At 54.5% G+C, this 279-nt stretch carries 1 pseudogene; it reads right to left on the bottom strand.

Annotated features, from left to right (window positions below):
* Window positions 1–279: pseudogene (locus ACTHS4_RS11895) on the bottom strand (heme anaerobic degradation radical SAM methyltransferase ChuW/HutW); the annotation flags it as partial.

The following is a 279-nucleotide window of genomic DNA, read 5'->3' as shown; positions in this document are numbered from 1 at the left end:
TTGCTGAGCAGTGCTTTATTTGGACTATGGCCGCTCATAAATGCGATGTTTTTCTCGCCTTTCGGCGTGGCGAGATAACTCTCCAAATCGCCCTGCACCTGATAGCTGAAACCGCCGAAGTTACCGCCTGCGCCGGAGCCGAACGCCAAACAGGGAATGTCCGATTTGATCAGGGTATTGTAGCGGTTGCGCTCGCCGCGGCCAGGATAGGCGAAGTGGCTGTTGCTGACCTGTTCCCAGCCTTTTTCCAGCAGTGTTTCAACCGTGTAGGCATATTGG

The organism is Neisseria sp. P0014.S009 (genome assembly GCF_051958155.1).
GTDB classification, from domain to species: Bacteria; Pseudomonadota; Gammaproteobacteria; order Burkholderiales; family Neisseriaceae; genus Neisseria; species Neisseria flavescens_C.
The sequence above is the reverse complement of the archived record's forward strand: the minus strand, read 5'-3'. Positions and strand labels throughout refer to the sequence as shown.